Below are 25,558 nucleotides of genomic sequence, written 5' to 3'. Positions count from 1 at the left end.
CACCACGCTCCTCGTGCGTCCGGCGAGGTGGTGGCTGGGGCGTCACCTTGCCGGACGCAAGGAGCCCGCCGAACGGCGGTTAACCTTGTGCGGTGTTCACGAGCCTCTCCGACCGCCTGACGTCGACCTTCAAGAACCTGCGCAGCAAGGGACGTCTGTCCGAGTCCGACGTCAACAGGACCGTCCGCGACATCCGGATGGCCCTGCTCGACGCCGACGTCGCGCTGCCGGTCGTCAAGGAGTTCACCTCCTCGGTCCGTGACCGCGCGCTCGGCGCCGAGGTGTCGGAGGCCCTCAACCCGGCCCAGCAGGTCGTCAAGATCGTCAACGAGGAGCTCGTCGGCATCCTCGGCGGGCAGACCCGCACCATCCGCTTCGCCAAGAGCGGCCCGACGGTCATCATGCTCGCCGGCCTCCAGGGTGCGGGCAAGACCACACTCGCCGGCAAGCTCGCGTACTGGCTCAAGGAGCAGGGCCACACGCCCATGCTCGTCGCGGCCGACCTCCAGCGCCCGAACGCCGTGACCCAGCTCCAGGTCGTCGGCGAGCGCGCCGGCGTCCCGGTCTACGCCCCCGAGCAGGGCAACGTCGGCGGCCACGACGCCGTCGGCCCCACGGGGGAGGGGACTCGCAGCTTCGGCGACCCGGTCGCGGTGTCGCGTGACGGCATACGGGAGGCGGTCTCCAAGCAGCACGACGTCGTCATCGTCGACACGGCAGGACGCCTCGCGGTCGACGCCGACCTCATGCGTCAGGCCGGCGACATCCGCGCCGCGATCAACCCCGACGAGGTCCTCTTCGTCATCGACGCGATGATCGGCCAGGCGGCCGTCGAGACCGCCGAGGCGTTCCTCGACGGCGTCGACTTCACCGGCGTCGTGCTGTCCAAGCTCGATGGTGACGCCCGCGGTGGTGCGGCGCTCTCGGTCGCCGGGGTCACCGGGCGCCCGATCATGTTCGCGTCGACCGGTGAGGGGGTGCGCGACTTCGAGGTCTTCCACCCCGACCGCATGGCCTCCCGCATCCTCGACATGGGTGACGTGCTCACCCTCATCGAGCAGGCCGAGAAGGCGTTCGACCGGACACAGGCCGCCGAGATGGAGCGCAAGTTCCTCGCGGCCGAGGACTTCACCTTCGACGACTTCCTCCAGCAGATGTCGGCGATCAAGAAGATGGGCTCGCTCAAGTCGATGCTCAAGATGATGCCGGGCATGGGGCAGATGTCGGCCCAGCTCGACAACCTCGACGAGCGCGAGTTCGACCGCGTCGAGGCGATGGTCCGCTCGATGACGCCCTTCGAGCGCAACCACCCCAAGCAGATCAACGGCTCGCGCCGTGCCCGCATCGCCGGCGGATCCGGTGTCACCGTCTCCGAGGTCAACCAGCTGCTCGAGCGGTTCGGCGAGGCCCAGAAGATGATGAAGCAGCTCGCCCGCGGCGGCGGGCTCCCGGGCATGCCGGGTCTCGGTGGTGGCGGTGGCAAGAAGGCCCGCCAGCAGCAGCAGGTCCGCGGCAAGAAGTCCAAGTCCGGCAACCCCGCCAAGCGCGCTGCCGAGGCCCAGGCGGCGGCCCAGCGCGCGGCGTCCAAGCCGGCGGGTTCGTCGTTCGGGGGCGGCGCCGGTGCTCCCGGTGGCTTCGACCCGGCTGCGATGGACCCGGCGCAGCTCCCCAAGGGCTTCGAGAAGTTCCTCGGCAAGTGACCCGTCGGTCGTGAGCACCGGGCCGCTCCACACGCTGTCGGTCGGGACCGCCGGACCGCGGATCGCCTTCCTCCACGGGCTCTTCGGCCAGGGACGCAACTGGTCGACGATCGCGAAGGCGCTCGCGGGACCCTCGGGTGACGGCGCGCGGTGCACGCTCGTCGACCTTCCGGACCACGGTCGCAGCCCGTGGACGCAGGAGTTCTCCTTCGAGTCGTATGCCGCGTCCGTCGCCTCGACGCTGCGCGCCAGCGACGAGGGACCGTGGGTCGTCGTCGGTCATTCGCTCGGTGGCAAGGTCGCGATGACGCTGGCGCTCACCGAGCCGGAGCTCGTGGCCAAGCTCGTCGTCGTCGACATCGCACCCAAGGACTACGTCAACCTCGACCGCTTCACCGGCTACATGGCCGAGATGCAGCGCCTGCCGCTGGGGGAGCTGCGCGACCGGGCCGACGCCGAGGCGCGCTTCGAGGAGCCCGACCCGGGCGTCAAGGCGTTCCTCCTGCAGAACCTCCGGCGCGAGGGCACGTCGTGGCGCTGGCAGGCCAACCTCGAGCTCTTCGTCGCCGACGCGGCCCGTGGCCACCACTCGGTCATCGCCGACTTCCCCTTCGCGCCGGGCGACGTCGAGCCGTATGCCGGCCCCGTCCTGTGGATCGCCGGCTCGGAGTCCCGCTACATCAAGGACGAGGACTCGGTGACGATGCGCGCGCTCTTCCCGCGGGTGCGCCAGCTCACCGTCAAGGGTGCGTCGCACTGGGTGCACAGCGACGCCCCGGCCGTCGTCATCGAGGCGCTGCGCCGCGTCCTCGCCGCCCCCGCCTGACGCCGTTCCGCGCCCCAGCTTTTGCTCCTGGGGAGGGAACCTTGAGCATCCGGAGGGCACTGTTCCCTCCGGACCCACAACCTTCCCTCATGGGGAGCAAAAGCTGGGGTGGGGAGCCGGGTCGCTAGGGTCGGGTGCCATGACGGCATCGGTGCTGCACCTGGTCGGTGAGGTCCTGCTCGGACCCGAGGACGTGCGACCGGAGGCGTGGGTCGTCGGGGGGCGAATGACCTACGAGCGCCCGACCGGCGCCGGCCACGACGTCGAGACGCTGCGCGGCTGGTTCGTCCCCGGACTCGTCGACGCGCACTGCCACGTCGGCCTCGACCGCCACGGCGCCGTCGACGACGCCACCGCCGAGCAGCAGGCGACCGCCGACCGCGACAACGGCACCCTGCTCATCCGCGACGCCGGCTCGCCGGCCGACACCCGCTGGATCGACGAGCGGGACGACCTGCCCAAGGTCATCCGGGCGGGTCGCCACATCGCGAGGACCAAGCGCTACATCCGCAACTACGCGTGGGAGGTCGAACCCGAGCAGCTCGTCGAGCGGGTCCGCATGGAGGCACGCGCGGGCGACGGCTGGGTCAAGCTCGTCGGCGACTGGATCGACCGCGAGACCGGCGACCTCCTGCCGTGCTGGCCGGCCGACGTCCTCAAGGAGGCCGTCGCCGCGGCCCACGAGGAAGGGGCTCGCACGACCGCCCACTGCTTCGGCCCGGACTCGCTGCGCGACTTCGCGGCCGCGGGCACCGACTGCATCGAGCACGCGACCGGGCTCGAGCCCGACACGATCGACTCCTTCGCCGCGCAGGGCATCGCCATCGTCCCGACGCTCGTCAACATCGCGACCTTCCCGGCCATCGCCGAGCCCGCCCGCGAGAAGTTCCCCGACTACCACCGGAGGATGCTCGACCTCCACGCCCGGCGCTACGAGACGTTCGGCGCGGCGCGGGAGGCCGGCATACCCATCTATCTCGGGACCGACGCGGGAGGCTCGATCGCCCACGGGCTCGCTGCGCAGGAGGCCGTCGAGCTGTCGCGCATCGGCTTCAGCAACACCGAGGTCCTCACCGCCGCGACGTGGGGAGCCCGGGAGTGGCTCGGCAGGCCCGGCCTGGAGGAGGGGGCGGACGCCGACCTGCTCGTCCTGGGTCGCGACCCGCGCATGGACGTCACGGTGCTCGGGGAGCCGGACGCCGTCGTCCTGCGAGGCGTCACGTGGTGAGCCATCCATCATGCGAGACATAATCTGACGTTGTTTGACGGATAACTTCGGCTTATCGAAGACTTCGACCTGTCCGACAGGAAGTGCGGCCGCACGGCCAGCTCTGACGGACCCCGATCGAAGGAGCCCTCCCATGAGCCGTCATCCCCGCCTCGCCCTGGCCGCCGTCGCGACCGCTGGTGCGCTGGTGATGTCGGCCTGTGCCGGTGGAGGCGCGAGCGACACGGCCGGCGGTGCCGAGGCCCAGGCCGCGGACCAGGCGTCGACGAGCACCCTCAACCTCTTCGCGTATGCCGTGCCCAAGGTCGGCTTCGACAAGGTCATCCCCGCGTTCAACGCGACCGAGGAGGGCCGTGGGGTGACCTTCCAGCAGTCCTACGGCGCATCCGGAGACCAGTCGCGCAAGGTCGCTGCCGGTGCCGCGGCGGACGTCGTCAACTTCTCGGTCGAGCCGGACATCACCCGGCTCGTCGACGCCGGCCTCGTCGCGGCCGACTGGAACGCCGGCGAGCACAAGGGCGTCCCGTTCGGGTCGGTCGTCACGATCGTCACCCGCAAGGGCAACCCCAAGGCCATCAAGGACTGGGACGACCTGCTCAAGCCCGGCGTCGAGGTCGTCACGCCGAACCCGTTCAGCTCGGGGTCGGCGAAGTGGAACCTCCTCGCGCCGTACGCCGCCAAGAGCGACGGCGGCAAGAACTCCGCCGCGGGGCTGACCTTCATCGAGAAGCTCGTCACCGACCACGTCAAGGTGCAGCCGAAGTCCGGGCGGGAGGCGACCGAGACCTTCCTCCAGGGCACGGGTGACGTCCTGCTGTCCTACGAGAACGAGGCCCTCTTCGCCGAGCGCAAGGGCGACCCGGTCGAGCACGTCACGCCGCCGACGACGTTCAAGATCGAGAACCCGGTCGCTGTCCTCACCAAGGGCGAGAATGCCGAGAAGGCCACGGCCTTCCGCGACTTCCTCTTCACGCCCGAGGCGCAGAAGCTATGGGCGGAGGCCGGGTTCCGGCCCGTCGATCAGACCGTCGCGGCGGAGTTCGCGAAGGACTTCCCGGAGCCGACGAAGCTCTGGACCATCGACGACCTCGGCGGCTGGAAGACCGTGGACGGGACGCTGTTCAAGAAGGACACCGGTTCGATCGCGGTCATCTACGACAAGGCCACGTCCTGACATGACGACGGCCACCGGCGAGCAGCCGCAGCTCCTCGCGCACCAGCGACGCGACGGGACCGCACCCGCGGACCCCGAGGTCGCCGGTGCGCAGGAGGCCGGCGCCCACGGGGCGGGCGACGGGCAGGCGCCCAGCCCCGTGGGCGGCCCCCGCCCTGTGGGCGGCTCCCGCCCCGGGGGCGGCTCCCGCCCCGTGGGCGGCTCCCGCACCGGACGGCTCGGTCGCCCCCTCGGTGTCGGGGTCGTCGGGCTGTGGCTCAGCGTCATGGTCCTCCTCCCGCTGGCGGCGCTCACGGCGACGTCCCTCGAGGAGGGCTTCGGCGGCTTCTGGGAGGCGGTGACAGCGCCGGTCGCCCTGGCGTCGCTGCGGGTGACCCTCGTCGCGGCCGCGGTCGTCGCGCTCGTCAACGCGGTCATGGGCACTCTCATCGCGTGGGTGCTCGTCCGTGACGACTTCCCGGGCAAGCGGATCGTCAACGCGCTCATCGACGTGCCGTTCGCTCTCCCGACAATCGTCGCGAGCATCGTCCTGCTGTCCCTCTACGGACCCAACAGCCCGATCGACCTGCGGCTCAACGCCACCCAGCCCGGACTCGTCGTCGCGCTGGCGTTCGTCACGCTGCCGTTCGTCGTCCGCTCGGTGCAGCCGGTCCTCATCGAGGCCGACCGTGAGGTCGAGGAGGCTGCGGCCTCGCTCGGCGCGTCGAGCTGGGTGACGTTCCGCCGCGTCGTCCTGCCGACGCTCCTGCCCGCCGTCATCAGCGGCACCGGCCTCGCCTTCGCCCGCGCCATCGGGGAGTACGGCTCGGTCGTCCTCATCGGCGGCAACATCCCGCGCGAGACCCAGGTCGCCTCGCAGTACATCCAGCAGCAGATCGAGATCGACCGGCCCGTCAACGCCGCCGCCGTCTCGGTGGCGCTGCTCGCCATCGCGTTCGTCACCCTCGCCCTGCTCCGGTGGTTCGCGGGGCGGTCGCTGCGTCGTGAGGAGGAGGCGTCATGAGGACCTCGACCCCCGCCCGGCTGGGCCTGCGGACGCTCGCCCTCGGCTACCTCTTCGTCCTCGTCGCCGTGCCGATCGTCCTCATCCTCTGGCGCACCTTCGAGCCCGGGCTCGGGGCCTTCGTCGAGTCGGTCCGGACTCCCGCCGCCATCTCGGCGCTCAACCTCACGCTGCTCATCGTCGCCATCGTCGTCCCGCTCAACGTCGTCTTCGGCGTCGCCACCGCGCTCGCGCTCGTCCGCGGCCGCTTCCCCGGCAAGGGGCTCCTGCAAGCCGTCGTCGACCTGCCCTTCGCCGTCTCGCCGATCGTCGTCGGCGTCTCGCTCATCCTGCTCTGGGGTGCCGGTGGCTGGTTCGGCGGCGTCGAGAGCCTCGGGTTCCAGGTGATCTTCGGGCTGCCCGGCATGGTCATCGCGACCCTCTTCGTCACCCTGCCGTTCGTCGTGCGCGAGGTCGAGCCCGTGCTCCACGAGATCGGAACCGAGCAGGAGCAGGCCGCCTCGACGCTCGGCGCGAGCTCGTGGCAGACGTTCTGGCGGATCACGCTCCCAGCCATCCGCTGGGGCCTCACCTACGGCGTCGTGCTGACGATCGCCCGCGCGCTCGGCGAGTTCGGGGCGGTGATCATGGTGAGCTCGGGCTTCCCCGGCGTCTCGCAGACGCTCACCCTCCTCGTGCATTCGCGCTACATCGACGACCACAACACCTACGGCGCGTATGCCGCGGCCACCCTCCTCATGGGGCTCGCCGTCGCGACGCTGCTGGGGATGACCCTGCTCGACCGCAAGAGGAGCACACGATGATCACCGTCACCGGAGCCCGCAAGACCTATGGCGACTTCGTCGCGCTCGACGGCGTCTCTCTCGACATCCCCGCGGGCAGCCTCACTGCCCTGCTCGGGCCGAGCGGGTCGGGCAAGTCGACGCTCCTGCGCGCCATCGCCGGCCTCGAGGGTCTCGACGGCGGCGCGGTCGTCATCGGCGGCACGGACGTCACCGGCATACCGCCGCAGAAGCGGGGGATCGGGTTCGTCTTCCAGCACTACGCCGCCTTCAAGCACATGACGGTGCGTGACAACGTCGCCTTCGGCCTGACGATCCGCAAGCGCCCCAAGGCCGAGATCGCCCGCAAGGTCGACGACCTCCTCGAGATCGTCGGGCTCGACGGGTTCCAGCACCGCTATCCCGCGCAGCTCTCCGGCGGCCAGCGGCAGCGGATGGCGCTCGCCCGCGCGCTCGCGGTCGATCCCGAGGTGCTGCTCCTCGACGAGCCGTTCGGCGCCCTCGACGCCAAGGTCCGCGCCGACCTGCGGCAGTGGCTGCGGCGGCTGCACGACGAGGTGCACGTGACGACGGTCCTCGTCACCCACGACCAGGAGGAGGCGCTCGACGTCGCCGACCGGATCGCCGTCCTCAACAAGGGAGCCATCGAGCAGGTGGGTGACCCGGTGTCGCTCTACGACCGACCCGCCAACGACTTCGTCATGTCGTTCCTCGGCTCGGTCGCGCGCCTGGGTGGCCAGCTCGTTCGCCCGCACGACATCGCCCTGCACCGCAGCCGCGAGCGCGCACAGCAGCTCGACGGTCGGGTCGGGGGCGGTCCGGGCGTCATCGAGGCCGTCGTCGAGCGCGTCGTCCGGCTCGGGTTCGAGGTCCGGGTGGACCTGCGTGCCGACTCGGGAGAGCGGTTCGCCGCGCAGCTCACCCGCGCCGAGGCCGACGCCCTCGCGCTCGGGGCCGGCGACACCGTGTTCGCGCACACGGTCGCGCCCGTCAACCCGGCGGAGGCCGAGCCCGCGCTCGCGATCTGACCGCGCGCGGTCGCGCTGCCTTCGACCGCCGGTGTATGCCGTTCGCGCCCCTGACGATTCGGACGCACCGGCCGCGGTGGGACACAATGCACGCCGTGGAGCGCACCCGACCCGTCGACGAGCACCCGACGGACAACGACCCCGAGGACTTCGGGCCCGGCGTCGACCCCGACGACCTCGCCACCGTCCTGCGCGTCCTCGCCCAGCTCCCCGAGCTCGACGCGGGCCACCCCGACATCCAGACGGTCAAGCGCGCGACGGGCCGGATGTACAAGCAGGTCCGCAAGGCCCGTCGCCGTGAGGCGAAGCAGCCGCAGATCGACCACGACGAGGCGATCCTGGCGCGCACCGCCACCGGCTCGCCGATGCGGATCGACGACGAGACCAAGGGGATCCTCCTCGAGGTGCCGCCGGTCGGCACGACCGCCGGTGAGCTGCTCAAGCCGCGCGGCTGCTACATCTGCAAGGCCGACTACACGACCGTCGACGCCTTCTACCACTGGCTCTGCCCGACCTGCGCGGCCAAGAGCCACGTCAAGCGCGAGCAGCGGGCCGACCTCACCGGCAAGCGAGCCCTGCTCACCGGGGGACGGGCCAAGATCGGCATGTACATCGCCCTCATGCTGCTGCGCGACGGCGCCCACCTGACGATCACGACGCGGTTCCCGCACGACGCCGCCCGCCGGTTCGCCGCGCAGGAGGACTCGGCCGACTGGATCGACCGCCTCAAGGTCGTCGGCATCGACCTGCGCGACCCCACCCAGGTCGTCGCGCTGGCCGACGAGGTCGCCGCGGCCGGGCCGCTCGACATCCTCATCAACAACGCCGCGCAGACCGTGCGTCGCAGTCCCGGCTCGTACTCGCACCTCGTCGACGGAGAGCAGGTGCCGCTCGAGCAGCACGTCCGCTACCCCGAGCTCGTGACCTTCGACCGGATCAGCGAGGCCCACCCCGCGAACCTCCTCGGCACCCTGCGCGACACCAAGGTCGCGCACCACGAGGGGGAGAGCGAGGAGGAGGCAGCCCGCGCCCTGGCCCAGCGGACCGCCGCGTCGATGACCGAGATGGCGCTCACCGCGGGCAGCGCCAGCCTCGAGGCGCACCTGGCCGGCACGGCCGTCGACGCCGGCGGCTTGCTGCCCGACACCCAACGCAACAACAGCTGGACCCAGGTCGTCGACGAGGTCGACCCGCTCGAGCTGCTCGAGGTGCAGCTCTGCAACTCGACGGCGCCGTTCATCCTCATCTCGCGGCTGCGCCCGTCGCTGCGCGCGGCCGTCGCCGCCGGTGCGCGCCGTGCCTACGTCGTCAACGTGTCGGCGATGGAGGGCCAGTTCTCCCGCCGCTACAAGGGGCCCGGCCACCCGCACACCAACATGGCCAAGGCCGCGCTCAACATGCTCACCCGCACGAGCTCGGGCGAGATGTTCGAGACCGACCGCATCCTCATGACCGCCGTCGACACCGGCTGGATCACGGACGAGCGGCCGCACCACGAGAAGCTCCGCATCGCCGCCGAGGGCTGGCACGCGCCGCTCGACCTCGTCGACGGCGCCGCACGCGTCTACGACCCGATCGTGCGCGGCGAGGCCGGCGAGGACGTCTACGGGTGCTTCGTCAAAGACTACGAACCCAGCCCGTGGTGACCCGTCGCAGCACGACGTAGCCGGCGACCGTGAGGGCTGCGACGACCGCCGCCGCGACGAACCACGGTGCGCCCGTGCTCCACACGAAGGCGTCCAGGTCGTGGGCCAGCCCACCCGACGTGCACGTCTCGACCCCGTCGGGCGTCGCGCTGCACGACCCCTGCGACGGACTCGCTGACCCGAGGAACAGCCCGAGCCCGACGAGCCCCACCGCCAGAGCGAGACCCAGGCCGGCGACGGCGGGCCAGCTGCCGGGGCGACGCACGGTGAGCACGACGGCGAGCACGAGCACGATGGCAGCCAGGGGCGCGACGAAGATCCCGATGGTGAGCAGACCGGCGACGGTGACCTCCCACAGGAGGCCGGCAACCGTCCACAGCACGAGGAGCGCGACGGACGCGGGGGCAGGCAGGGGGCGCGGGGGCGTGCTCGTCGTCGCGGTCACCGCTCCACGGTAGGCCCGGGAAGGTGTCCACGAAGGCGAGACGACGGCATACCCGAAGGACGTCGGTATGCCGGTCGCCCGCCTCTCGTGGTCGGGACCACCCTCCCGGGTCTGGCAGAATGGTCGGCTGTACACCTTTCGGCCGGCAGACCGGCCGGATGCCTACCCCGGGCATCGGTACCCCGCGTGAATCCTGACCGCGGTCTCGCCGTGCCCACAACAACCGGAACGGAGACCACACTCGTGGCCGTCAAGATTCGTCTCAAGCGGATGGGCAAGATCCGCACCGCCATCTACCGTGTCGTCGTCATGGACTCGCGCACCAAGCGCGATGGCCGCGCGATCGAGGAGATCGGCAAGTACGACCCCAACCAGGAGCCGTCGCTCATCGAGATCGACATGGACCGCGCCAACTACTGGCGTGGCCAGGGCGCGCAGCCGACCGAGGCCGTCGCCGCTCTCCTCAAGATCATGGACGAGGGCACCCTCAAGGTGGCCGAGCCCAAGGCCAACAAGAAGGACCTCTACGAGGCCGCGCTCGCCGCCGCGGGCAAGGGTGAGGGTTCGGACACGTCCGGCGCCACCACCGCCCGCAAGAAGGCCGCCAAGAAGGCCGACGCCGAGGCCCCCGCGGCCGAGGAGAAGGTCGAGGAGCCCACTGCGGACGAGGTCGCCCCGGCGGCCGACACCGACTCGGGCGCTGCTGCCGCCGAGAGTGCCGAGGAGCCCGCCGAGGGTCCCGACACCGAGGCCACCGAGGACAAGGCAGGGGCCTGACGATGCTCGAGGAGGCGCTGGAGCACCTCGTCACGGGGATCGTCGACCACAAGGACGACGTCGCCGTGAAGCGCAAGGAGCTCCGTCGCGGCGAGATCATCGAGGTCCGGGTCCACCCGGACGACCTTGGTCGCGTCATCGGCCGCTCCGGCCGCACGGCGAGCGCCCTGCGCACCGTGATGACCGCCCTCGCGGGTGGCCGCCCCGTCCGGATCGACATCGTCGACACCGACCGGGTGCGCTGAGCCACCGCGCACGTCAGCCGAACGCGCCGCGTCCCCCACGAGGGGCGCGGCGCGTTCGCGTGTGCCCACCGTCCTGAGAGGATTCGACCCATGGCCAGCACCGACTCCCTGCTCGTCGCCCGCATCGGCAGGCCCCACGGCCTGCGCGGCGAGGTCACCGTGCAGACCCACACCGACGACCCCGAGCGGCGCTACGTCCCCGGGACGGTCTTCGCGACCGAGGCCACCGTCGGCACCGGCGTGCCGCGGTCCCTCACCCTTGTGACGGCGCGCAAGCACCGCGAGACCTGGCTGCTCGGCTTCGAGGAGATCCCCGACCGCACCGGCGCCGAGTCGCTGCGCGGCACCCGCCTCGTGCTCGACGTGGACGAGGCCGCGGAGGCCGAGGACGACGACGAGGGGTGGTACGAGCACGACCTCGTCGGTCTCGCCGTCGTCGACCCCTCCGGGGCGGCCCTGGGTGAGGTGACCGGGCTCGTCGTCGGTGCCGTGCAGGACCTGCTCGAGGTGCGCCTTGCCGACGGTCGCGAGGCGCTCGTGCCGTTCGTCGAGGCCATCGTCACCTCGGTCGACGTCGAGGGCGGCCACGTCGTCGTCGACGCCCCCGCGGGCCTCTTCGACCTCGACGAGCTCTGAGGGACGCCATGGGCCGGCTGCGACTCGACGTCGTCACGATCTTCCCCGAGTACCTCGCGCCGCTCGACCTCTCGCTCATCGGCAAGGCGCGGCGCGACGGGCTGCTCGACCTGCACGTGCACGACCTGCGCGACTTCACCCACGACCGGCACCGCACCGTCGACGACTCGCCCTACGGCGGTGGCGCCGGCATGGTGATGAAGCCCGGCCCCTGGGCCGAGGCGCTGGACCACGTCGTGGAGGCAGGGAGCAGAGCCGGCTCATCCGGCGTGGGGGAGCCGGCTCGGGTGCCGACGCTCATCGTCCCGGGACCGGGCGGCGAGCTCTTCACCCAGCAGGTGGCGCGCGAGCTCGCCGAGGAGCCTTGGCTCGCCTTCGCCTGCGGCCGCTACGAGGGCATCGACGAGCGCGTCTACGAGTGGGCCGGCGAGCGGATGCCGGTGCGGGTCCTCTCGCTCGGGGACTACGTCCTCAACGGGGGAGAGGTCGCCGTCCTCGCCATGGTCGAGGCGGTCGCGCGGCTCCTGCCCGGCGTCATCGGCAACGCCGAGTCGCTCGTCGAGGAGTCGCACGAGGACGGGCTGCTCGAGTACCCCGTCTACACCAAGCCCGCCGAATGGGACGGGCGCCGCGTGCCCGACGTCCTGCTCGGCGGCAACCACCGGGCCATCGCCGAGTGGCGCCACGAGCAGCGGGTCCAGCGCACCGCCGAGCGCCGCCCCGACCTGCTGCCCCCGGCCGCCGCGTCGACCGCCCTCGCCGACCTCGAGGAGCGGGTCGCCACCCCGGCCGACGCCCCCGACCTCCAGGTCCTCACCCGGGCGTGCTGGGCGCCGGAGTTCGCGCGCTACGGCATGTTCAGCGCGGGCGAGGAGGACCTCGAGACGGTGCGGGCCGGCATACAGGAGTGGGACACGCGGGTGTGGCGGCGCGACGGGCAGCTGCTCGCGTCGGTGCGGGTACGCCCGCACCCGCAGCACGAGGGCACGTGGCAGATCGGGCGCCTCATGGTCGCCCCCTACCTCCAGGGTCGTGGCCTCGGTCGCGAGCTGCTCTCGTATGCCGAGTCGCTGGCGTCCGAGGACGTCCGCACCTACTGGCTCAACACCGGTGCCAAGAGCACCGAGAACCTGAGGATGTACAAGAAGGCGGGCTACCGCGTGCGACCGGGCGAGGGCGAGTTCCCCGGCACGGTCGACCTCACGAAGCGCCGCGGACCCGCCTGACGACGCCGGTCGGTCCGCTCGGTCCGGCGCCTCCCGCTCGCGGGGGTGGATGACGGCTAGCGTTCCGCGTGTGACGACCCCGCCGCTCAACCCGCCCGACCTGCGCCACGCGCACGAGTCCCAGACGCGCCAGTTCCGGATCGGGCGGATCGCCGCCGTCGCGGTCCTCGCCGGCGCCGGCCTCCTCACCGCCCTCGTCGTCTGGGCCGGTGGGGGTGGGGTGTCCGGCCTCGTCACCGGCTTCCTCGTGCTGCTCGGCTTCCTCCTGCTCCTCGGGGTGCCCATGGCCATCTCGTCGGCCAAGGAGGGGAAGTACGAGGGCCCCGCGGGCCGGGGACCCTCCGCGTTCGGGCAGGTCGCCACGACCGCGCCGCCGGCGCAGGTCTGGGAGGCGGTCTATGCCGCGCTCGTCGCCGAGGGGTTCGGTCCGCCGCGTCCGACCGACCCGCAGACGGTGGTCTCGACGCGCTCGCTGTCGATGGCGAGCTGGGGCGAGAGCATCACGGTGAGGCTGCAGGCCCACGACGGCCGCGGACTCGTCACGGCGTGGTCGCGGCCGGCATACCCGCTGCAGTGGCTCGACTACGGACGCAACCGGCGCTATGCCAACGCGGTCCTCAACGCCGTCCCCGGAGCCACGCCCGTCCGCTGACATGGCTCGGCGGTTCCGGTCCTGCAGGAGGCGTGACCCGTGACGCCTTCGCCAGGACGCGAAGGAGAGCTCGACGCCTAGGGACGGAGGCGGGCCTGCAGGTCCTCCGGCAGCAGCCGGGCTCCCGCGATGAGCCGTCCGGCCACGACCGCCGTCGTCGTCTGTGCGGCCATGATGCCGAGCAGCACCAGCACCTGCGCAGCCGCCGCCTGAGCCGGTGAGCCACCGCCGAGGAGCACGCCGATGAAGGCGCCAGGCAACGTGACCACCCCGGCCGTGCGCACCTGGTCGAGACCGGGGATGAGCGCCTCGGGCAGGCGCCGGTGGACGACCTCGTCGATGGCCTGCGCGCGGGTGAGTCCGAGGGAGAGGGCTGCGTCGTACTGCCCGGTCTCCTCGCGCAGGGCGGCGAACGCCCGACGGCCCACGAGGGTGTGCCCGTTCATCGTGTTGCCGAGGATGATGCCGACGACCGGGATCAGGGCGATGCCCTCGAGCGGCACGGTGCGGGTGAGCAGGACGATGGCGACGACCGGCAGCAGCCCGGCGAGCATCGCGACCGTCGACCACGGCCAGGCCTTCGTCGCCTCCACCCGTCGGGTCGTCGTCACCACCGCCACCGTGAACATGAAGCACAGCAGCAGCACCGACAGCGCGAGGTTGCGCGCCACCACGGTGATGACGAGCGCCGCGACACCGAGCTGGACCACGGCCCGCCCAGCCGCGATCAGGGTGGAGGCCGGGTCGGGAAGCCGGCCCACGGCATACATCGTCAGGGTGAGCGCGAGGAGCGCGACGCACGCCAGCGCGACGGGCCAGCCGGGATCGATGCTCACGTCGCACACCGTATGCCGCGCGTCCGACGGGCGTCTGTCGGCGCGCCTTGGCATCCTTGCGCCATGACCGGGGAGTGGCTCGTGGCGATCCTGGCGTTCGTCGGTGCGGCGATCGGCTCGGCCGCGAGCTTCTGGGCCGCCCGCCGCGACACCGAGGCCGAGTCGCGGGCGGCGGCCGACGACCTGAGCCAGCGCGAGCGGGCCAGCGCCCGCGAGGAGTGGGGGCGGCGCTTCACGGCGGCCCTCGCGGACCTCAACTCGGACGACTCGTTCCGGCGCCGGCACTTCGGCCGCATCGTCCTCGGGGCGATGGTCGACAGCGACCTCACCTCGGCCGAGGACCGCCGGCTGCTCGAGGAGGTCCTCCTCGCCCATGCCCGCTTCGACCAGGAGGGCGACGAGGTCGGCCTCGGCGCCGGGGGAATGCTCGTGGACGACGTCGAGGTTGTGGAGGATGATGGAGACGAGCCAGCCGAGAGGAGCCGTCCGTGAGCGCACGCATCGTCAAGGTCACCCGTGACCAGATCGAGTCCGCCAAGCTCCTCATCCGGTTGCGGGGTGGCGAGGACAAGGTCGACCCCGACATCGTGCTCATCGCCAACGCCCGGCGCCGGCCGCGGTCCACCCCTCCGGAGCCGGTGACCCCCTAGCCGGTCGCCCAGCCGCCCGCCCGGCTCGATTTCGCCGGAGGCAGGGTGCTCTGGCAAACTTGCTCCTTGCGTCCGTCGACACAACGCCCCCGCCACAGGGGGAGTGCAGGGCGCCCGGGTCGACCGGGCCGCCGCGCATGAGGCCACGACGCACGCACCACCATCAGACAGAGCACGACATCACCGTGGGTGACCTGTGGCACCGCACAAGAAAGCGAAGCAGTCATGCAGCGTTTCGACGAGATCGACAAGGCCTCCCTCCGCGACGACATCCCCGCGTTCCGCGCCGGTGACACCGTCAACGTGCACGTCAAGGTCATCGAGGGCACGCGCTCGCGCGTCCAGGTCTTCAAGGGCATCGTGATCCGTCGTCACGGTGGCGGCCTCGGCGAGACCTTCACCGTCCGCAAGGTCTCCTTCGGCGTCGGTGTCGAGCGCACCTTCCCGCTCCACACGCCGGTCATCGACCACATCGAGGTCGTCACCCGCGGTGACGTCCGTCGCGCGAAGCTCTACTACCTGCGCGACCTGCGCGGCAAGGCCGCCAAGATCAAGGAGAAGCGCGAGACGACCCCGGCCTCCTGAGCCGCGGCGCGACGCGCTCTGCGTCTTGCCGGGGTCAGGCGACTAGCATCGCCTCGATGACGTCCCCGGCCCCCCACGACACCGACCCGGCCCCCGCCTCCACGGCGGCGGCCGGGTCGCGTCGTGCCCAGCGGGTTCCGGTGCTCCTCGGCGCGGGAGTGCTCGCCGTCCTGCTCGTGCGCACCTTCCTCGCCCAGCCGTATGCCGTGGCGAGCGACGCGATGCACCCGACGGTCGTCGAGGGCGACCGCGTGCTCGTGAGCAGGGTCGGGGGAGCGGAGGTGGGTGACCTCGTCGTCGCCGACGTCACGACCGCGTGGCCCGGCCCGGACCGCTCGACCCACACCGACGACGGCGCCATCGGCCGCGTGCTCTCCTCGGCGTCGGCCGCACTGGGCTTCGACCTCGGTGAGAAGTCCGTCCTCGCCCGGGTCGCCGCCGGCGCGGGTGACGAGGTCGAGTGCTGCGAGGGCGGGCGGGTGAGCGTCGACGGGACCGCCGTCGGCCCCGAGCTCCCCGCGAACGCCGCGCCGTTCCGGCTCACCGTGCCGTCGGGGCGACTCTTCCTGCTCGGCGACAACGCCGCGACGGCGATGGACTCGCGCACCCATGTCGGCGCCGGGTCCGACACCACCGACGGGACGGTGGCCGAGGACGCGGTCATCGGTACGGTCTTCACGCGCATCTGGCCGCTCGACCGGCTCGGCGCCCCGACATCCTCCTCCACCACCCAGCCCCGAGAGCGCGGACACCAGTGATGACGAGCCACGAGGCCCGGTTCGAACCGGGTCAGTACGACCCGGACGCACCCCAGGGGTCGCTCGACGACGGCCTCGGTGCCGACGCGGGTGCGCCGGGTCCGGGTGGCCGAGGGCGTGGACGCGCAGCGGCCGGTGCCGCCGGTGCGGCGCTGCGCGAGTTCGTCGTGGTCGTCGCCATGGCGCTCGCGCTGTCCTTCGTCGTCAAGACGTGGCTGGTCCAGGCGTTCTACATCCCCTCCGGCTCGATGGAGGACACGCTGATCCTCAACGACCGGGTCGTCGTCAACAAGCTCGTGCCCGACGTCGTCGACGTCCAGCGGGGCGACGTCGTCGTCTTCCAGGACCCCGGCGAGTGGCTGTCGGCGGTGCCGGAGGTGAGCCACGGGCCACTGCGCGACGGCGTCGAGCGGGTCCTGTCGTTCGTCGGCCTGCTGCCGGACACCTCCGACAACCACCTCATCAAGCGGGTCATCGGGCTGCCGGGCGACCACATCGTCTGCTGCGACGCCCAGGGCCGTCTCACGGTCAACGGCGTCCCGCTCACCGAGCCCTACGTCAAGGCTGGCGACGTCGCGAGCTCGATCACCTTCGACATCACCGTCCCCGCGGGCAAGATCTGGGTCATGGGCGACCACCGCAGCGACTCGGAGGACTCGCGCTTCCACGACCCCGACGGGACAGGTGGGCAGGGCTCGGTGCCGATCGCCGACATCACCGGTCGTGCCGTGGCCAAGGTCTGGCCGCTGGACCGTGCCGGGTGGTTGAGTCGCCCCGAGTCGACGTTCAAGGGCGTCCCCGCCCCCGGGGCCTCGTCGGGCACGTCTCCGAACGGGTCCTCGCCCTCCACGCCCTCGTCGTCCGGCGCCCCGAGCACGTCGACGAGCCCCTGACCGCACCACCAGAAGGACCGCAGCACCCGCCATGCCCGCACCTCCCCGATCCAAGAAGCCGAACCTCAGGGTGGAGCGCGCCCTCCAGCGCGACGGCTACCGGCTCCTCGCCGGCATGGACGAGGTCGGTCGTGGGGCGCTCGCCGGCCCCGTGACCGTCGGGGTCGTCGTCATCGACGAGTCGTGCCGCTCAGCCCCGCAGGGGGTCCGCGACTCCAAGCTCCTGCCACCCCACGTCCGCGAGTCGATGGTGCCGCGGATCCGCCGCTGGTCGCTCGCGCACGCTGTGGGGCACGCGTCCCCGGCCGAGATCGACGAGATCGGCATCATCGCGGCCCTGCGCCTCGCCGGCCGCCGGGCGATCGCCTCCCTCGACGTCGTGCCCGACCTCGTCATCCTCGACGGCAACCACGACTGGCTCACCGCGCCCGACGAGGTGGGGCTGCTGGCCTTCGCCGCGGAGGAGGTCCACACGCCTCCGGTGACGACGATGATCAAGGCCGACCTCACGTGCTCGTCCGTGGCCTCGGCCAGCGTGTTGGCGAAGGTGGCCCGCGACCGGATCATGGTCGACCTCGCACCGGAGCACCCGGCATACGCGTGGGAGCTCAACAAGGGCTACTCGGCACCGGAGCACCTCGACGCCCTGCGCGAGCACGGTCCGTGCGACCTGCACCGACGCTCGTGGCGGCTGCCCGGGACGATGACCGATGATGGGGGTGCCGTCGCCGGACTCGCGGATGCCGAGGTCGCACCCGAGCTGGTGTCGGCGAGCGTCGCACCCCGCACGGACCACCACGAAGATGGAGCTGTCAACGCATGAGCGCCGAGGACCTCGAGAAGTACGAGAGCGAGATGGAGCTCGCCCTCTACCGCGAGTACCGGGACGTCGTGGGGCTGTTCTCCCACGTCGTCGAGACCGAGCGCCGCTTCTACCTGTGCAACTCCGTCGACGTGAAGGTGCGCAGCGACGGCGGCGAGGTCTTCTTCGACGTGACGATGCAGGACGCGTGGGTGTGGGACATCTACCGCCCCGCGCGCTTCGCGAAGCAGGTGCGCGTCGTGACGTTCAAGGACGTCAACGTCGAGGAGCTCGCCAAGTCCGAGCTCCAGCTGCCCAAGGGCGACTTCTGACCCGCTGAGCACGGCTCGCCGTCCACAGACGGCACGGCTCCTCCCACCGTCCACAGGAGCGCCGGACTGGGGTGGTCGGGTGTCGGCCCGTCCGCCGATGCTCCGTGTCATGGACGAACATCTGGCCCTGGGACGCTACGGCGAGGAGCTCGCGGCGCGCTACCTGCGAGAACGCGGCCTGCGCGTGCTCGAGCGCAACTGGCGCTGCCCCGAGGGTGAGATCGACATCGTCGCCCTCGACGGGGACTGCCTCGTCGTCTGCGAGGTCAAGACCCGTGCGGGCACCGGGGTGGGTGACCCGGTCGAGGCGGTGACGTGGGAGAAGGCGAGGCGGCTGCGTCGCCTCTCCGCCGCATACCTGCGCACGCGGACCCGCCCCGTGGCCAGTGTGCGGGTCGACGTCATCGGCGTGCTCGCCCGTCGCGGGCTGCCACCCGTCGTCCGACACGTCGAGGCGGTGGGCTCGTGAGCGCCAAGCTGGGCAGGACCCTCGCCGTCGCCCTCACGGGGCTCGAGGGCCGGCTCGTCGACGTCGAGGCGCACATCTCCGCGCAGCTCCCGCACTTCAGCGTGACCGGGCTCCCGGACAAGGCGTGCGGCCAGGCACCCGACCGGGTGCGCTCGGCGGCGGCCACGACCGGTGTGCCCCTGCCGCCCCAGCGCATCACCGTCAACCTCTCGCCCGCGTCGATCCCCAAGCAGGGCACGGGGTTCGACGTCGCCATCGCGCTGGCCGTGCTCGCCGCCGCCGGCGTCGTCGACCCACGTCGGATCGCGGGCACGGTTCACCTCGGCGAGCTCGGTCTCGACGGCTCGGTGCGTGGCGTCCGCGGTGTCCTGCCGTCGGTGCTGGCCGCCGCGCGGGCGGGTGTGAGGCACGTCGTCGTCCCGCCCGAGAACGTTGCCGAGGCGCAGCTCGTCGACGGGGTCACCGTGCACTCCGCACCCACCCTCGAGACCCTCGTCCACTGGTATGCCGTCCGCTCCGGTGTCGACCCCCTGCCGGTCGCCGACCGGCCGGCGACCGGTGAGGTGACCTCGGCCCCGCGAGGGGTCGACCTGGGCGACGTCATCGGCCAGCCGGAGGCGCGTCTCGCGCTCGAGCTCGCGGCGGTGGGAGAGCACCACCTGCTCCTCAACGGCCCGCCCGGTGTCGGCAAGACGATGCTCGCCGAGAGGCTCGTGACGATCCTGCCGCCGCTGTCGCGGGAGCAGGCCCTCGAGACGCACGCGATCCGGTCGCTGACCGGTGACATCGCGGCGACGACCGCGCTCGACCGCACACCGCCCTTCGTCGCGCCGCACCACAGTGCCTCGATGGCGTCGATCGCCGGTGGTGGCTCCGGCGTGGTGTTGCCCGGTGCGATCTCCCGCGCCCACGGAGGGGTGCTCTTCCTCGACGAGGCCGCCGAGTTCAAGACCTCGGTCCTGCAGCAGCTGCGGCAGCCGCTCGAGTCCGGGGAGGTGACGATCTCGCGGGCGAGGCAGATGGTCCGCTACCCCGCGCGCTTCCAGCTCGTCCTCGCCACGAACCCGTGTCCCTGCGGGCGGGCCTGGGGCAAGGGAGTCGACTGCGTCTGCTCGGCGCTCGAGCAGCGCAGCTACGCCAACCGGCTCTCCGGGCCGCTCACGGACCGCATCGACATCCAGGTCGTCGTCCCTCCGGTGTCGCGGGCCGCCTTCGCCGACGAGCGGGGTGAGTCGAGTGAGGCCGTCCTCGCCCGAGTGCTGGCGGCGCGTGGGGCCCAACGCGAGCGGTGGGCGGCACGGGGGTGGCAGACCAACGCGAGGGTGCCCGGACATGCCCTGCGGCGCAGGCCACTGCGCCTGCCCGGATCCGTCACCGCACCGATCGACCGGGCCATCGACCACGGCCAGCTCACCCTGCGGGGCTACGACCGCACCCTGCGTCTCGCGTGGTCCTCGGCGGACCTTCGGGGGCTCACGTCCCCGACGGTCGACGACGTCGAACTGGCGCTCACCATGCGTCGCGGCACCCTGGCGGCGGCATGAGCCGCCTGCGGTCCCTGGGCGTCCCGGGTGGAGCAGCGCTGTCGGACGAGCGCTGGGCCCGCCTTGCGTGGAGCCGCCTCGTCGAGCCCGAGAACGAGAAGGTGGCCGCGTCGATCGCGAGCCACGGCGCGGTCGACGCGCTCGACCGGTTCCTCTCGGGTCCCGAGGCGCAGGCCGGCGCGCATGCCGCGCGTCTCGAGGCGCTCGACCTCGACCGGGCGCGACACGTCCTCGATCGGCTGCGTGCGCGTGTCCTCGTGCCCGGCGACGACGAGTGGCCGAGCGGGCTCGACCAGCTCACGGTCCCGCCGTTGTGCCTCTATGCGCGCGGGGAGTGCGAGGTGTCGGTCGCCGAGGGGAGCGTGGCCGTCGTGGGCTCCCGGGCGGCCACCGCCTACGGCCTGTCCGTCGCGGCCGACCTGGGGGAGGGACTTGCCACCCGCGGCGTCACCGTCGTCTCGGGGGCGGCATTCGGCATCGACGCGGCGTCCCACCGGGGCGCGCTGGCTGCGGGTGGACCGACGGTCGCCGTGCTTGCACGCGGTCTCGACCGCGCCTACCCGCAGGCGCACGAGGGGCTGCTGCGCGAGATCGCCCGCCACGGCGCCGTCGTGTCCGAGCTGCCGCCGGGGTGGGCGCCCCACCGGCACCGGTTCCTTGCGCGCAACCGGCTCATCGCCGCGATGACCGTCGGCACGGTCGTCGTCGAGGCCGGGCTGCGCTCGGGGTCGCTCAACACGGCGAAGTTCGCCCGCGGGCTCGTTCGGCACGTCGCGGCCGTCCCCGGTCCGGTGACCTCCGTCCAGTCCGCCGGGTGCCACCAGCTCATGCGCGAGCACGGCGCCACCCTCGTCACCGACGCCGCCGAGGTGCTCGACCTCATGGGACGGCTCAGCCTCGATGCCGTCGGTCCGGTCCGAGCGCCGGAGACTGCGGAGTCCGAGCTCGACCCGGTGGGGCTGGCGGTCTTCTCGGCCGTGCCGGTGCGCGCCGGTGCCGACCTCGCGCGGCTCCAGGAGCACACTGCCCTCGACACGATGACCCTGCTCGCCGCGTTGGGCCGGCTCGGGGCGCTGGGGCTCGTCGTCCGTGACGAGGACCGCTGGCGCAAGTCCCCGCCACCTCGACGAGGACGCTCCTCGTGAGGAGGCCGAGCACCGCAGCCGTCCGACCTGCACGTTCGCGACGTGCGCGGCGCGAGACATGGTTGACCCGCCGCACCGGTGGTTGATCGGGCCTGCGGGTGATGAGACGGTGCTGTGTGTGAGTCTCAGCCGCCAGGCCACGGTCGACGCCTTCGAGCGTCACCTGCGCGCTGAGCGAGGGCGCTCACCCCACACCATCCGTGCCTACCTCGGAGACCTGCGCGAGTTCTTCGCCCACGTCGACGGAGTCAGTGACGAGGAGCCCACGCCGCCCGAGACGCCGCTGATCGACGTCCGTCTCGCCGACCTGCGCGAGTGGCTGGGTTCGCTGGCGTCGGGTGGGGCCGCTCGGGCGACCCTGGCACGGCGGTCCGCCTCGATGCGGACCTTCTTCGCCTGGGCGGTGCGCGAGGGACACGTCGACACCGACCCGTCGCTGCGTCTCGTGGCCCCCAAGCGCCACCGCACCCTGCCTCCGGTGCTGGCGAAGGACGACGCCGCCGGTCTCCTCGACGTGGCCGCCGTGGCCGCGGACGACGGGGACCCGGTGCGCCTGCGTGACCGGGCGGTGCTCGAGCTGCTCTATGCCACCGGAGTCCGGGTCGGTGAGCTCACGGGACTCGATGTCGACGACGTCGACCACGAAGCCGGCGTGATCCGCGTCATCGGCAAGGGCGACAAGGAACGCCGCGTGCCCTACGGCCGGCCGGCCGCTGCGGCGCTCACCGAGTGGCTCCAACGTGGGCGCCCGCGCCTCGTCACGGATCGAAGTGGCGCAGGTCTCTTCCTCGGACGCAGGGGTGGGCGGCTCGACCCCCGACAGGTGCGTACCCTCGTTCACGACATGTTGACCCACGTTCCAGACGCGCCGGACCTGGGGCCGCACGGGCTCCGCCACAGCGCGGCGACCCACCTGCTCGAGGGTGGGGCGGACCTGCGGATGGTGCAGGAGCTGCTGGGTCACGCTTCCCTCTCGACGACCCAGATCTACACGCATGTCTCGATCGAACGACTCTCCGCTTCCTACGCGCAGGCGCACCCGCGTGCCTGACGACATCGACCTCCCCGACTGGGTGAGCGAGCCGCCTGCGAGCGCCGCTCCCCACGAGGACAGTGCCCCCACGCGCCGTGCTGACCTGCGGCGGGCGTCCGAGGAGCAGCGGCGCTCCGCCGCACGTCGCGCAGCTCGCCACGACTCGAGTCGTCACGACGGCCGGGCCCCGGGTCGAGCCGAGCAACACCAGGGTCGTCCCGACCACCAAGAGCCGGCACCGCCGACGCGCGCCGACCGTCGGCGGACGGTCCACGACGGTGTCCGCCGCACCGCGCCCGAGCGGCGCGAGACCCACATCGAGATGGTGCCCGGGGAGACCGTTGGGGAGACTCGCCGTGGCGCGCGGCGGGGAGCGCCCGCGCAGGGCCGGCGACGTCGGGCGTCCACCCGGACCATCGCCCGGCGTCGCGGCGTCGCTGCACTGGGGGTGTCGTCGGTCGTCGCGCTCGCGCTGTGGACGCTGTGGCCCAGCGAGGAGTCGAGCAGCCCGGCGCGGCAGACGGCGGACCTCACCGCGTCCGTCGCCCGGTCTGGGTCGGACCCGGTCCCGGCCGCCGAGGAGCTGCCCCCGAGCCCGCCGCCCGCCGCCCCATCGGGTGGCACCCCGGTCCCCAAGGCGGGGTCCGGCAAGCGCGTCCCCGTCGCCCTTCCCGGCATCGCCGCTCCCACGGTCAACCCCAACCGCACGATCCGTGTCGCGTTCGAGGTCGAGGAGGGCTCCGGCGTCGACCCGCAGGAGGCCGCCACCATCGTCTCGCAGACCCTCGGCGACGCCCGTGGTTGGCAGACCAAGGACCGCGTGCGCTTCCGGGCCGTCGACGCCGACGCGGTGTCACGCGGTGACGTCGACATCACCATCGTGCTGGCGAGCCCGACGATGACCGACGAGCTGTGCAAGCCCCTGCGGACCAACGGCCAGGTGTCGTGCTTCAACCTCCGCAGGGTGGTCCTCAACACGGCCCGCTGGACGCTCGGTGTCGCCGGCTACGAAGGTGCGCTGCCGGCATACCGGCAGTACATGGTCAACCACGAGATCGGCCACGGTCTCTACCACGGTCACGTCGAGTGCACCGGCGCCGGCGACGTGGCGCCGATCATGCTGCAGCAGTCCAAGGGCCTCGACGGGTGCCGCCCCAACGCCTGGCCGACCCTGCCCTGAGGGTTCAGGGGCGAGCGCCGAGAGGCAGCAGGATCACCGGGCCACCGGTGAGCAGCGGTCTCGGGTCGACGTAGCCCGCGCCACGCACGGCCCCGAGGTGCAGGCAGGCACCGCCGCAGTGGGTCCTGCCGTTCACCACTCCGAGGGCCTCTTCACGACCCACTCGCGTCCCGAGCGGCAGCGCCCCGTCCACCGGCTCGTAGGTGCTGCGCAACCCGCTGGTGTGGGTCACGCTCACGGTTCCCCGGCCCGCGATCACCCCGACGTGGGTGACGACGCCGTCGTCGACGGCCAGCACGTCCTGCCCCTGGCGCGCGGCGAGGTCGAGACCGCGGTGACCTGCGCCCCAGGTCGAGCGCGGGGCGACGAAGGGCGCGGTCACCGCGGGCCTCGGTTCGAGGGGCCAGGCCCAGGTCCGCCGCAGTCGGTCGACGCCCGGTTCCTGGTGAGGGAGGTCGACCGACGGCAGCGCCGCGGCAGGCACGCCCGCGACGGGGAGCACGACCTGCGGGGGAGCGGCCACCCCGGGCAGCAGGCTCCCGGTGATGCCGAGGACGGCGAGGGCGCGGCGCAGGGCGGACGAGGTGGACATGTGCCGAGCCTCGGCCGCTCCGGCACGTCGCGCGACCCCGGATCGGGCGACCTGTGGACGACCGCGACCGACACCTCCCGTTGTGGACGACGACCGCCATCGTCCTCGGCCCGCACCCGACGTCACCGACCCGCCCGGCCGGGCAGAGGAGCGTTCGAGCCTCTGCCTCCTGCTTGGCCTCAGCCACGCAGCGCGGAGAGGCGCACCGCCGCCTCGCGGAGCACGTCGTCCTGCTTGCAGAAGGCGAACCGCACGAGCGTGCGCGCGGCGTCGACGTCGTCGTGGAACACCGACACGGGCACGGCGGCCACGCCCGCCCGTGCCGGGAGCTCGCGGCAGAACGCGAGCGCGTCCGTGGCGCCGAGCGGTGCGGCGTCGGCGACGACGAAGTACGTGCCCGACGGCACCGCCACCGCCAGCCCGATGTCGCGCAGCGCCGTGACGAGCAGGTCGCGCTTGCCCTCGAGCGAACGGGCGAGACCGGCATACACGTCGTCGGGCAGACCCAGCCCGACCGCGACCGCAGGCTGGAAGGGTCCGGACCCGACATACGTGAGGAACTGCTTGACCGTGCGCACGGCGGCGACCGCCTCGGGCGGGCCCGACACCCAGCCGACCTTCCACCCGGTCGTCGAGAAGGTCTTGCCCGCGGACGAGATCGTCAGCGTCCGCTCCCACATCCCCGGGAGCGTCGCGACCGGCACGTGCTCGACGCCGTCGAAGACGAGGTGCTCGTAGACCTCGTCGGTGACGACCCATGCGTCGTGCTCGCGGGCCAGGGCACAGATGAGGTCGAGCTCGGCGCGGGTGAAGACCTTGCCCGTCGGGTTGTGCGGGGTGTTGAGGAGGACGAGCCGGGTCCGGGACGAGAACGCCGCCCGCAGCGACTCCTCGTCGACCGCGAAGTCGGGGAAGCGCAGCACCGACGTGCGGCGCACGGCCCCGGCGAGGGCGATCGACGCGGCATACGAGTCGTAGTAGGGCTCGAAGGTGACGACCTCGTCGCCCGGCTCGCAGAGCGCGAGGATCGTCGCCGCGATGGCCTCGGTCGCGCCGACGGTGACGAGGACCTCGCGGCGCGGGTCGACGTCGAGCCCGTAGAACCGCTTCTGGTGCAGCGCGACCGCGTCGAGCAGCTCGGGGACGCCGGCGCCCGGCGGGTACTGGTTGCGGCCACCGTCGATGGCTGCCTTCGCCGCGTCGAGCACCTCCTGCGGGCCGTCCGTGTCGGGGAACCCCTGGCCGAGGTTGAGGGCTCCGTGCTCGACGGCGAGGGCCGACATCTGCGCGAAGATCGTCGAGCCGAAGCCCTGCATGCGGTGCACGAGAGGCGAGTCCATGTCTCGCAGGCTAGCCGTCAGGGGTCGGCCC

29 protein-coding genes and 1 pseudogene are annotated in these 25,558 nt (G+C 72.3%); 26 read left to right on the top strand and 4 right to left on the bottom strand.

Going from position 1 to position 25,558, the window contains the following annotated elements; genetic code table 11:
• The first annotated feature begins 92 nt into the window (after nt 1-92).
• The 9 genes and pseudogenes from ffh to ACOJV7_RS14320 all read left to right on the top strand — a co-directional run bounded on the left by ffh (nt 93) and on the right by ACOJV7_RS14320 (nt 9,387).
• Nucleotides 93-1,700: a signal recognition particle protein gene (gene ffh / locus ACOJV7_RS14360; protein ID WP_420190905.1), complete on the top strand. Its 1,608-nt coding sequence runs from the start codon at nt 93-95 to the stop codon at nt 1,698-1,700.
• A gap of 10 nt (nt 1,701-1,710) precedes the next feature.
• On the top strand, nt 1,711-2,526 hold the full coding sequence (locus ACOJV7_RS14355; RefSeq protein ID WP_420190904.1) for an alpha/beta fold hydrolase: 816 nt from the start codon (nt 1,711-1,713) through the stop codon (nt 2,524-2,526).
• Nucleotides 2,527-2,665: 139 nt separating this feature from the next.
• Nucleotides 2,666-3,754 (top strand): amidohydrolase family protein, encoded by a 1,089-nt coding sequence (locus tag ACOJV7_RS14350; RefSeq protein WP_420190903.1) that lies wholly within the window; start codon nt 2,666-2,668, stop codon nt 3,752-3,754.
• A gap of 133 nt (nt 3,755-3,887) precedes the next feature.
• Complete coding sequence (locus ACOJV7_RS14345; protein WP_420190902.1) at nt 3,888-4,928, top strand: sulfate ABC transporter substrate-binding protein; 1,041 nt, start codon at nt 3,888-3,890, stop codon at nt 4,926-4,928.
• Nucleotide 4,929: 1 nt separating this feature from the next.
• Nucleotides 4,930-5,931: a sulfate ABC transporter permease subunit CysT gene (gene cysT / locus ACOJV7_RS14340; RefSeq protein WP_420190901.1), complete on the top strand. Its 1,002-nt coding sequence runs from the start codon at nt 4,930-4,932 to the stop codon at nt 5,929-5,931.
• A complete protein-coding gene (cysW, locus tag ACOJV7_RS14335) occupies nt 5,928-6,734 on the top strand; it encodes a sulfate ABC transporter permease subunit CysW (protein WP_420190900.1) in 807 nt (268 codons plus the stop codon). Before cysT ends, cysW begins: the two co-directional genes overlap by 4 nt.
• Nucleotides 6,731-7,384, top strand: a pseudogene (locus ACOJV7_RS14330) (sulfate/molybdate ABC transporter ATP-binding protein); the annotation flags it as partial. The gene cysW and the pseudogene ACOJV7_RS14330, both read left to right, overlap by 4 nt.
• 30 nt (nt 7,385-7,414) lie before the next feature.
• The gene (locus ACOJV7_RS14325) at nt 7,415-7,741 is read left to right on the top strand and encodes a TOBE-like domain-containing protein (protein ID WP_420191077.1); all 327 of its coding nucleotides are present in this window, start codon (nt 7,415-7,417) and stop codon (nt 7,739-7,741) included.
• 86 nt (nt 7,742-7,827) lie between these two features.
• The gene (locus tag ACOJV7_RS14320) at nt 7,828-9,387 is read left to right on the top strand and encodes an SDR family NAD(P)-dependent oxidoreductase (RefSeq protein WP_420190899.1); all 1,560 of its coding nucleotides are present in this window, start codon (nt 7,828-7,830) and stop codon (nt 9,385-9,387) included.
• Here ACOJV7_RS14320 and ACOJV7_RS14315 read toward each other — a convergent pair.
• A complete protein-coding gene (locus ACOJV7_RS14315) occupies nt 9,359-9,832 on the bottom strand; it encodes a hypothetical protein (RefSeq protein WP_420190898.1) in 474 nt (157 codons plus the stop codon). The genes ACOJV7_RS14320 and ACOJV7_RS14315 overlap by 29 nt on opposite strands.
• 243 nt (nt 9,833-10,075) lie before the next feature.
• Between ACOJV7_RS14315 and rpsP the strand changes: the two genes are divergently transcribed.
• From rpsP to ACOJV7_RS14290, 5 genes are all read left to right on the top strand, one after another.
• Nucleotides 10,076-10,609, top strand: coding sequence for a 30S ribosomal protein S16 (gene rpsP, locus ACOJV7_RS14310; protein ID WP_420190897.1), 534 nt, complete (start codon nt 10,076-10,078; stop codon nt 10,607-10,609).
• Nucleotides 10,610-10,611: 2 nt separating this feature from the next.
• On the top strand, nt 10,612-10,854 hold the full coding sequence (locus ACOJV7_RS14305) for an RNA-binding protein (protein ID WP_147061631.1): 243 nt from the start codon (nt 10,612-10,614) through the stop codon (nt 10,852-10,854).
• A gap of 90 nt (nt 10,855-10,944) precedes the next feature.
• On the top strand, nt 10,945-11,490 hold the full coding sequence (gene rimM, locus ACOJV7_RS14300; RefSeq protein ID WP_420190896.1) for a ribosome maturation factor RimM: 546 nt from the start codon (nt 10,945-10,947) through the stop codon (nt 11,488-11,490).
• Between the two features lie 8 nt (nt 11,491-11,498).
• Nucleotides 11,499-12,716, top strand: a complete 1,218-nt coding sequence (gene trmD / locus ACOJV7_RS14295; RefSeq protein WP_420190895.1) for a tRNA (guanosine(37)-N1)-methyltransferase TrmD — start codon at nt 11,499-11,501, stop codon at nt 12,714-12,716.
• 70 nt (nt 12,717-12,786) lie between these two features.
• Complete coding sequence (locus tag ACOJV7_RS14290) at nt 12,787-13,368, top strand: hypothetical protein (RefSeq protein WP_420190894.1); 582 nt, start codon at nt 12,787-12,789, stop codon at nt 13,366-13,368.
• A 77-nt stretch (nt 13,369-13,445) separates the two neighbouring features.
• On the opposite strand, the gene ACOJV7_RS14285 is transcribed toward ACOJV7_RS14290, so the two are convergent.
• Nucleotides 13,446-14,204, bottom strand: coding sequence for an ABC transporter permease (locus ACOJV7_RS14285; protein ID WP_420190893.1), 759 nt, complete (start codon nt 14,202-14,204; stop codon nt 13,446-13,448).
• A gap of 63 nt (nt 14,205-14,267) precedes the next feature.
• On the opposite strand from ACOJV7_RS14285, the gene ACOJV7_RS14280 reads away from it, so the two are divergent.
• The 12 genes from ACOJV7_RS14280 (at nt 14,268) to ACOJV7_RS14225 (ending at nt 23,595) form a co-directional block, all read left to right on the top strand.
• A complete protein-coding gene (locus ACOJV7_RS14280; protein ID WP_420190892.1) occupies nt 14,268-14,696 on the top strand; it encodes a hypothetical protein in 429 nt (142 codons plus the stop codon).
• Nucleotides 14,693-14,854: a hypothetical protein gene (locus ACOJV7_RS14275; RefSeq protein ID WP_420190891.1), complete on the top strand. Its 162-nt coding sequence runs from the start codon at nt 14,693-14,695 to the stop codon at nt 14,852-14,854. Before ACOJV7_RS14280 ends, ACOJV7_RS14275 begins: the two co-directional genes overlap by 4 nt.
• 225 nt (nt 14,855-15,079) lie before the next feature.
• The gene (rplS, locus tag ACOJV7_RS14270; RefSeq protein WP_420190890.1) at nt 15,080-15,439 is read left to right on the top strand and encodes a 50S ribosomal protein L19; all 360 of its coding nucleotides are present in this window, start codon (nt 15,080-15,082) and stop codon (nt 15,437-15,439) included.
• Nucleotides 15,440-15,495: 56 nt separating this feature from the next.
• Nucleotides 15,496-16,197, top strand: a complete 702-nt coding sequence (gene lepB / locus ACOJV7_RS14265; protein WP_420190889.1) for a signal peptidase I — start codon at nt 15,496-15,498, stop codon at nt 16,195-16,197.
• Nucleotides 16,197-17,090: a signal peptidase I gene (gene lepB, locus ACOJV7_RS14260; protein WP_420190888.1), complete on the top strand. Its 894-nt coding sequence runs from the start codon at nt 16,197-16,199 to the stop codon at nt 17,088-17,090. Before lepB (ACOJV7_RS14265) ends, lepB (ACOJV7_RS14260) begins: the two co-directional genes overlap by 1 nt.
• 31 nt (nt 17,091-17,121) lie before the next feature.
• Nucleotides 17,122-17,913, top strand: a complete 792-nt coding sequence (locus tag ACOJV7_RS14255) for a ribonuclease HII (RefSeq protein WP_420190887.1) — start codon at nt 17,122-17,124, stop codon at nt 17,911-17,913.
• Nucleotides 17,910-18,224 carry a DUF2469 domain-containing protein gene (locus ACOJV7_RS14250; protein ID WP_035906130.1) on the top strand — a complete coding sequence of 105 codons (315 nt, stop codon included), beginning with the start codon at nt 17,910-17,912 and terminating at the stop codon, nt 18,222-18,224. Before ACOJV7_RS14255 ends, ACOJV7_RS14250 begins: the two co-directional genes overlap by 4 nt.
• 109 nt (nt 18,225-18,333) lie before the next feature.
• Nucleotides 18,334-18,693, top strand: coding sequence for a YraN family protein (locus ACOJV7_RS14245; RefSeq protein WP_420190886.1), 360 nt, complete (start codon nt 18,334-18,336; stop codon nt 18,691-18,693).
• On the top strand, nt 18,690-20,237 hold the full coding sequence (locus ACOJV7_RS14240) for a YifB family Mg chelatase-like AAA ATPase (protein ID WP_420190885.1): 1,548 nt from the start codon (nt 18,690-18,692) through the stop codon (nt 20,235-20,237). Before ACOJV7_RS14245 ends, ACOJV7_RS14240 begins: the two co-directional genes overlap by 4 nt.
• A complete protein-coding gene (gene dprA / locus ACOJV7_RS14235) occupies nt 20,234-21,382 on the top strand; it encodes a DNA-processing protein DprA (RefSeq protein WP_420190884.1) in 1,149 nt (382 codons plus the stop codon). Before ACOJV7_RS14240 ends, dprA begins: the two co-directional genes overlap by 4 nt.
• 118 nt (nt 21,383-21,500) lie before the next feature.
• A complete protein-coding gene (locus tag ACOJV7_RS14230) occupies nt 21,501-22,433 on the top strand; it encodes a tyrosine recombinase XerC (protein ID WP_420190883.1) in 933 nt (310 codons plus the stop codon).
• A complete protein-coding gene (locus tag ACOJV7_RS14225) occupies nt 22,426-23,595 on the top strand; it encodes a DUF3152 domain-containing protein (protein ID WP_420190882.1) in 1,170 nt (389 codons plus the stop codon). The genes ACOJV7_RS14230 and ACOJV7_RS14225 overlap by 8 nt, the downstream gene beginning before the upstream one ends.
• Nucleotides 23,596-23,599: 4 nt before the next feature.
• Here the strand turns inward: ACOJV7_RS14225 and ACOJV7_RS14220 are convergent, their stop codons facing one another.
• Nucleotides 23,600-24,187 (bottom strand): M23 family metallopeptidase, encoded by a 588-nt coding sequence (locus tag ACOJV7_RS14220; RefSeq protein ID WP_420190881.1) that lies wholly within the window; start codon nt 24,185-24,187, stop codon nt 23,600-23,602.
• Nucleotides 24,188-24,366: 179 nt separating this feature from the next.
• Nucleotides 24,367-25,527, bottom strand: coding sequence for a pyridoxal phosphate-dependent aminotransferase (locus tag ACOJV7_RS14215; protein ID WP_420190880.1), 1,161 nt, complete (start codon nt 25,525-25,527; stop codon nt 24,367-24,369).
• Nucleotides 25,528-25,558: the final 31 nt, after the last annotated feature.

The organism is Knoellia tibetensis, assembly GCF_048606415.1.
Lineage (GTDB): Bacteria > Actinomycetota > Actinomycetes > Actinomycetales > Dermatophilaceae > Knoellia > Knoellia tibetensis.
This window is presented reverse-complemented; position numbering and strand designations above follow the sequence as displayed.